The sequence below is a fragment of the Lamprocystis purpurea DSM 4197 genome (assembly GCF_000379525.1).
GTDB lineage: Bacteria > Pseudomonadota > Gammaproteobacteria > Chromatiales > Chromatiaceae > Thiodictyon > Thiodictyon purpureum.
In genome coordinates this window covers 1-7,524 of record NZ_KB902387.1, presented here as the reverse complement: position 1 = coordinate 7,524, position 7,524 = coordinate 1, and the positions used below count along the sequence as shown (strand labels likewise).

Sequence of the window (7,524 nt, the reverse complement as noted above, 5' to 3'; positions counted from 1 at the left end):
TATGGCAGTCCCAGTTGGGAGCGCGGTTACAACCGCCGTAGCGCCTTGGAGCGGATCAATAACCGCATCGATAACAGCTTCGGCTTCGAGCGGCATTTCATTCGCGGCCTGGCCAAGATGCAGACGCGCGTCGGCTTGGCGCTGGCGGTCATGATGGCGATGGCGCTGGGACACGTCAAAGCCGGTCGCCTCGAACAAATGCGTTCGCTGGTTCAGCCCATCCCCGCGACCGGATAACCCCTCACCGACTGCCGCGTCCGGTCAGGCCGCCCACGCGTCGCCTGCGGGTGCGGCTGTCCGCAGAACAGAGTTTTTGCGAATGATTCTCAAGTCTGCGCGACGGCGATCCGATTTCGTTGGTGCGCACCAGGAAATGCCTGTGCGTCAGCCCGTCTCGCGCCGACCCCGGTCCCGGCGCGTCCGCGAAAAGCGCCGCAGCGCAAATGGCTCAGAAGTTGATGTGATCGTCCTGATCCTTCGACTGTGGTACGATTTTACGTGGGCGAACTGCGTCCAGATGGAACTTTAGATTTTTTCATAGCTATAAAGGTATCGAATCATGGATCGTCTTTTTCACGCCGACAGTGTCGTCCAACTCAGCATGTCGGGTCGTTTCGCAATTGTGCTAAGGCTAATGCTGTGGATCGCAATTTCGGCGATGGGTGCGGCGCCTGCTACTGCACTGTCGTCCGATAGCGCAACGCCTCCTGGAGGTTATCGGCCCACGTTTACGACCCCCCAGGTCCAGCGCCAGGCTGCATTCGGGGAATTGCCGCAGGCGACCCAGAGTGCCGGCGCTGATGTTTTGCTGATCCAGACAGCGTTACCCTGGAAGTCAGATGCGAATACTCAGGTACTTACGGACCTCGGTTATACCTATGTGGTCACTGATTTCGAGGGTCTGGCAAGCTACAACATTTCAGATTACAAGGTCGTACTTATCGTCAATGATCAGGTGCAGTCATTTTACGATGCCTACGCCGCTAATTACAGCACCTTTGAACAATACGTCTCAGGGGGAGGCACGCTGGTGTTTTTCGCCTGTGACAACGGATGGTCGAGCGGAAACAATTATACCGACCTGCCAGGAGGAGTACAGGTTGAAGACGATTATGCCACCTTCAACCGAATCGACTCGGTTGCGGCTAGTCACCCTATCGTGACTGGCTCGTTGCGTACGGGCGCCCCGCGCACCCTATTGACTGATGCCGACCTTGAAGGGACCGCTGCTTCGCATAATTACTTTATCGAAAATACCTTGCCGGCGGGCAGTGACGTGATCTTCCGGTCGGTGAATAATGGTGCGCCGACGCTGGTTCGTTACCCGCTTGGAAAAGGTCATGTCATCGCCTCGGGCCTGACCTGGGAGTTTACTTACGATAGATACACCCAAGATGGTACGACCTACGGGTTCGGGCGGGCACTCCCTGATGTCTTCCTATACGCCATCGTCAGCGGAGGGCAGAATACCGCTGCACTCAACGTCTATCCCGACGACAACCGCGCATTGCGGAACAGGCCAACCACCTGGAAAAACCCTGGCGATCTGCTCGATATCGTGGCGTCCGTGGACGGCTCACTCCAGGACGATATCGCAAACAATCAGGCTTTCTCCTTGACCTTCGCCATCGATCCACGGTTTATCGACACGGCGGCCCCCATCCAAGTCTATCAGCGTCAGGACCATGCTAGTGTTGCTGATCGAACTGAGGTCCTTATCTCGAATGCGGTGTTCGGGACGGCAAACGGCTTGACGACTGTTACCCTCAATGATTTGAACCTTGGAAATACGAAGGGCGAATGGTTAGTGCGTGTGAAATTGGACGATACCGCGCCCCGCGTCGTGGGTGCAGAGGTCCGACTCAATGTCGCAGGCAAGACTTTTCTCGATACGCTCGGCAAGAGGGGAGCCGTTGCGGCGACTAGGGGTGCAAAATTATTTCTGACCAACCGTGCAGCTCTCTATGCCGCCTATGTCGCCGCTGGCGGACGCGATGAAACCAACGTCACTGCGATGGCCACACTGTGGCAGGACGTCTACCGTGAGGCGGATCGGGTGAGGGCGAGTGTGTTGTTTGTCGACAAATTCGACCTCGGGTTCGACGGTGAAACCGGGAACTCGATTATCGGCTGGCCTACGGATCGCACTCATCTCCCATATGACGCTGATACCGCAACCAATGCTGAGGAAGATGAGGTTAACGGGGTCGCCAACCGAGTCGCCGAATACCTGGCCGAGCGAGTGGCGGCATCCGGCGGTATTGGAGAAGGCCGCGATGTTGCCATCCTTGGGGGCGACGCGGTAATTCCCTTCTATCGGTCATATGACACGACATCATTACATGATACGACGACTGTCCTGGATACGGCGAAGCTCTTTGAGTCCCATCCGATCTTTTATGCAACATCAGTCTTCCGCACGGATGGAGAAAACGGATATCTGCACACTGATGGCCACTATCGCGCGCTGGATGTCGGATCCAACCAAGATTGGAAGGCTGGTGTTGTAAGCGCGGTCTCTATCGGCCGTCTGGCAGGACCATCCAGCGGGACCCTGAGTCATCTAATCAACTCCTCGGCGAGACAGGAGTCGATTTCCAATCGCGTAGTACTACTCGAAAACTGGGCGCGAGACGAAGAACTTCGCGATTTTGAAAACCAAGCGGTCGATGCCAAATTTAATGTTGTCACATCAGTCAACGGGGTAACTCTCGACAAAGAGCCTGCGGTCTGTCCCTGGTGGAAGCTTGATCTGTGCTCCGAACAGGACGACGATGCAAACTGGGCAACGCTAGATGCGCTATTTACCGGCAATGCGGATGGCGTGACTGATTTCGATATTTGGCGCGGCATGACTCACGGTACTGTCAGATCAATCAGCAGTAGCCTCATGAGTGAGTACTTATCGAGTCAAAATCTTGAGTCGGTCGCCGATCCGATTTCACGTCATTTCGCGACTTTTGATCCGTTTTTTATTTTCGACGCCTGTCTGGTTGGGCAAGTCGACGGTTATGGAAAATTGGGTTTGCTCAACTCCCTGCTCGACCTGAACGTAGGCGGTGTTGCTGCATCGTCTGTAGTAACTTACTCATCTCTTCCTGGTAATATTAGTGACTATAACAGTCAGGCTACAGGTGAGCTTTTCAAGGGAAGCACCATCGGCGCAGCATTCCTAGCGGCATACCGTGGCTTCTCGGTTGACGGGAACTTAGACGATTTACATCGACAGGCTGTCAACCTGTTTGGCCTGCCTTGGGCTCGCTTGACTACCCCTAAAGCGCGCGCGCCCGCACAGTTTGCAAAGACGGAGGCAACACAGCGGGCATCTGTTTTTCAAGCCGCCGATGATGTGCTCGCAAAATCGATCCCCTTTAGTGCCAGTGTGTTCAATGTTGAGCATGATGCGGGAACTGGATTCGATTTCGTCACAGTTGATGGTTTCAATCCACAGCTAAGAGATTCCGCAACGCCGGTAATGGTCTACGGGAGTCAAACGCTGGCGCTGCCGCCGGACGCGGAGATCGTCAGTGTGCGTCTGGTGGCGGTCGCGACTCAAGACCTCGGGCGACTCAAGCTCCCGGGGTTTGAACGTGGTCTCGGGCTCCCTATTCCGGGGTCTTCGCTCGGCAGCTTCGTGACGCTGCGGAACCCATCCGGGATCTATCCAAGGGACGTCGCGCCCTATGCAGTGGCCGATCTCGGCCAGACGAAGCTTCTCAACGTGATCTACTATCCGATGACTTACGATGCTGGTACTGACGCTACGACATTGGTGACTCAGGGTGAGTTGATCGTTGAGTACCGAACCGCCTACGTGGGGACCGCGGACTATCTGGTCACCGATGAGGCCCGCTATGTGGTTGGCCACCCGATCAATGCGACAGTGTCGGTCACCAACGTGACGACGATTGCCGCGACCTTCACCCTGCGTTCCACGCTGTTCGATCTCGAAGGCAATCCGTTTTCATCCAACCAGAATTTGGCCTCGGTCGCAGGCGGGGCGAGCGGTACGATCGACGTCGTTCTTGCTACGCCCATCCAGGCTGGCATGTATAAGCTTGAATCGGTCATCAGCGACGGTGCCGGTTCTGAGATTGGCCGTTTTGTCAAGGATATCTTTGTGGTGGGCGGCGCGATCGGCGCGTTGGGTGCGCAGGACCGTTTCCTGAAGGATCAGGAAGGCTGGTTCACGGTTAACTTCGAGAACTACCGGGACTCGGAGGTGGAATTCTTCGTCGATATCGATATTTTCAGTGTTGACGGCGGCCTTGCGGTGCAGATCCCACAGCTTAAGGTCAGTGCGGGTGCGCAAGCGGAATCCGTGATCCAGGTTCCCTGGATTCCTTCCGAAACGCTAACCGATGGTCGTTACTATGCGGTGGCAACGATTAGGGAAGGAACCGAGCGGTTCACGCGGTACAGCGATAGCTTCGCAGTGCACGGTTCGCTGTTCGCTTCAGCAGGTGAAGATCAATCGGTGGTGGAGGGATACACCGTCACTCTAGACGGCACAGGGTCCTATAGTGAGACGGGCACCCTCTTGCTGAACTGGGAACTACTGGCCGGGCCCAACGGTGATGATGTGGTGCTCGACGACCCTGGTGTTGCTGATCCAACATTTACGGCACCGACTCTGGTGGGGGATGACAGCATCGATTTAATGTTCCGTCTTACCGTTTCTGACGGCACGGGGCTAGAGCGGAGTGATGACGTCAAGATCTCCGTTACCGAGGCTCTGGTACCCATTCCGATTTACACAGTCACCGTCGACCAAGGCGGCACCGGGTCGGGTACCCTGGGCGGTAGCGGAAAGTTTGCGTCAGGTACGCCCGTTACCCTTACGGCAACGGCGGGTACCGGCAGCATTTTCACCGGCTGGAGCCCCATTCCGTGTGACAACCAGTTCGCCATGCCAGCCTATGACCTCACCTGTACCGCGAACTTTACGCTCAACCGTTACTTGGTCACCGCGGTCGCTGGTGCCAACGGCGGCATCAGTCCAATGTCGCAGACGGTCGACTACGGAGCTACCGCGGGCTTCATACTCGCGCCGAAGGTCGGTTACGGCGCCTTGGTGACCGGGTGCGGCGGGTCACTGGTCGGCAACACCTATACTACCGCGCCGATCTTTGACACCTGCGCGGTGAACGCCAGTTTTGCCCGTGCATTGCCTCTTACGGTGCTCATGGTCGGTACCGGGTCCGGGACAGTCACCGGCCCCGGGATCGATTGCGGAGGGGATTGTCGGGAGTCGCTCGCTCTGGGTACCAGTGTCACCCTCCGTGCCGTCCCGGCCCCGGACTCCATCTTCGCTGGCTGGTATCGTGCCTGTAGTGGTACCGGGGACTGCAACCTGACCATGGCGAGGTACCCTGCGAGCAATCGCCCGATCGCCAGATTCCGCCTCAAGACCTACGCGATCACCGCAACCGCTAACCCGGTGGCCGGGGGCACTGTCAGTTGCCACCCCAACCCGGTCGCCCATGGCGGCAAGAGCACCTGCAACGCCATCCCTAAGAGCGGCTACGCCTTCGTAGGCTTTAGCGGCGCTTGTAGCGGGGCGAGTTGCGTTTTGAGTCACCTGAACTCGAATCAAGCCGTCATTGCCAACTTCAGCCCTAAGACGCGCTAGACTGAAGGTCGATGGTCGACGACGGCGGTGCGGATTGACGGGGATGGCCGGAATGGCGCTAATTTAGTCTAACAGACTGAAAATAACAGGGGCGAACCCGCAAGAGTGGTAGGCTGAAGGTTGCGACACCCAACCCATCACCCTGCGAGCCACCACCCATGCATCCTAACCAGCGCGCCGCGACGCAGCAACGTGTCCTTGAGGAGGCAGGTCGCTACAGGTACTGCTTCATGGCGAGACGAACAGCAGCAGAACAAGCCGTAATCGCCACCAAGGCGCCGGATCAAGTGCCGCCGGCACAGCCCCGCCTGGCGTCGGTCCAGAACCTCCAGCACAGCAGTAGGGCGAGCCTTGCGGCGTCGGCCGCTGGGAGCGGCCGAGCGGAGCCCAGGCGCGGCGAAGCCGCCCGCCTGGGCGAAGCGTCGCGGTGCGATCTCAGGGCGTCAGGCGGTAGCCGTGCCACGCGGGGGAAACAGGGACCGGGGGAAACAGGGACGGACGGGAAACAGGGACGGACCCTGAGGTATCCCCACGAACCTTGTAAAAAAATCAACGAGTTAGCTTGTACCTGGGCTCAGGGGCGCCGCCAGCAATTGGCGGCATCCGCATCCAACTGATCAAGAAGGATATTTCGTGGGGATACCTCAGGGACGGACCACGTTTAGGACGGGAAACAGGGACGACGGGAAACAGGCACGCGACGGGAAACAGGGACGGACCCTGAAGTATCCACTAGAAAATATCAATAAAAACAAAGTCATGGAAAGCATTTTTCGATCTGCCGATGCGTGCAAGAGGTTTTACTGCCACACTGGTATAAGGAAAACCCCACAGGACGCCCCTCATGCATGTACCCACATTATTGCGCTCTTGGCTCGGTCAGTCGCTGGAATTTATCCACGCCACGCCACGCGCCTCGCCGCACTCTTTGACACGGTGGAGGCTTGCGTCACCGGAGCGGGTTTGTCGATCACCGCGGTGGGACGACGCCTGGTCGGTCCGACGACGTTGAAGCACAAGATCAAGCGCGCCGACCGCCTGATCGGCAATCCCCACCTGTATCGCGAGCGTACGGCGATCTACGGCGCCCTCTGCCGCCGTGACCCTGGCCCGGATCGCCGAGCCCCTGATCCTCGTCGACTGGTCGGATCTCAAGGCTGATCAATCGTATCATCTGTTGCGCGCCTCGATCGCCGTCGGCGGCCACCCCATGACCCTTTACGAAGAAATCCATCCCCGCTCCCTCTTGGGTAGCCGTCGTATTCAGGCACGCTTTCTCGGCATTCTGGCGAACCTGATGCCGCCTGGGAGAGCGCCCATCGTCATCGCCGATTCAGGCTTTCGGGTGCCCTTCTTTCGTGCCGTCGAAGCCCTTGGCTGGTGCTGGGTCGGGCGCCTGCGGGGCCGCGACTTCGTGCGTCTCGACGGCGATTGTGAACCAGGTAAATTATTGTTCAAAAAGGCGAAGATTAAACCTGTTCGGCTTGGTATCGGCGATTGGGTGAAAAGCAACCCATTGTCGGTCGTAATGGTTTTGGTGCGCCTGCGTAAGTGCGGTCGTCATAACAAGACCGCATTCGGAAGTATCGCGCGCTCGCGTAAAAGTCTCGGCTCAATATGGGTTCCGGACTGCTGAGTCTAGCTCGCTCTTCGGGTGGTCCAAGCGTACACTACACGTCAGGACTCAACCACGCTGACCGACAGTTTCCCGCCGATGATCAACCTTCAAGACCTGCTGGACGACGCCAAGTGCTACGACACACTCCGTCAGTTGCGTTGGCCAGAGGGTGTTCTTTGCCCCCACTGCGAGGCGTCGCTGATCACGAAGCAGGGACATGATACGACCCAGCCAGCGCGGCAGAAATACCGCTGTGGGGCCTGCCTGCGCTATT

General features: G+C 57.8%; 3 protein-coding genes and 1 pseudogene. All 4 read left to right on the top strand.

Features of this window, described 5'->3' with window-relative positions; genetic code table 11:
• Positions 1-237, top strand: a pseudogene (locus tag A39O_RS0104985) (transposase); the annotation flags it as partial.
• 568 nt (positions 238-805) lie between these two features.
• Complete coding sequence (locus tag A39O_RS0104980; RefSeq protein WP_157639653.1) at positions 806-5,632, top strand: InlB B-repeat-containing protein; 4,827 nt, start codon at positions 806-808, stop codon at positions 5,630-5,632.
• Positions 5,633-6,731: 1,099 nt separating this feature from the next.
• Complete coding sequence (locus tag A39O_RS36230) at positions 6,732-7,268, top strand: hypothetical protein (RefSeq protein ID WP_020503604.1); 537 nt, start codon at positions 6,732-6,734, stop codon at positions 7,266-7,268.
• A 78-nt stretch (positions 7,269-7,346) separates the two neighbouring features.
• Positions 7,347-7,524, top strand: a 178-nt coding sequence (locus A39O_RS0104970) for a transposase (RefSeq protein WP_020503603.1), incomplete at its 3' end; no start/stop codon positions are given.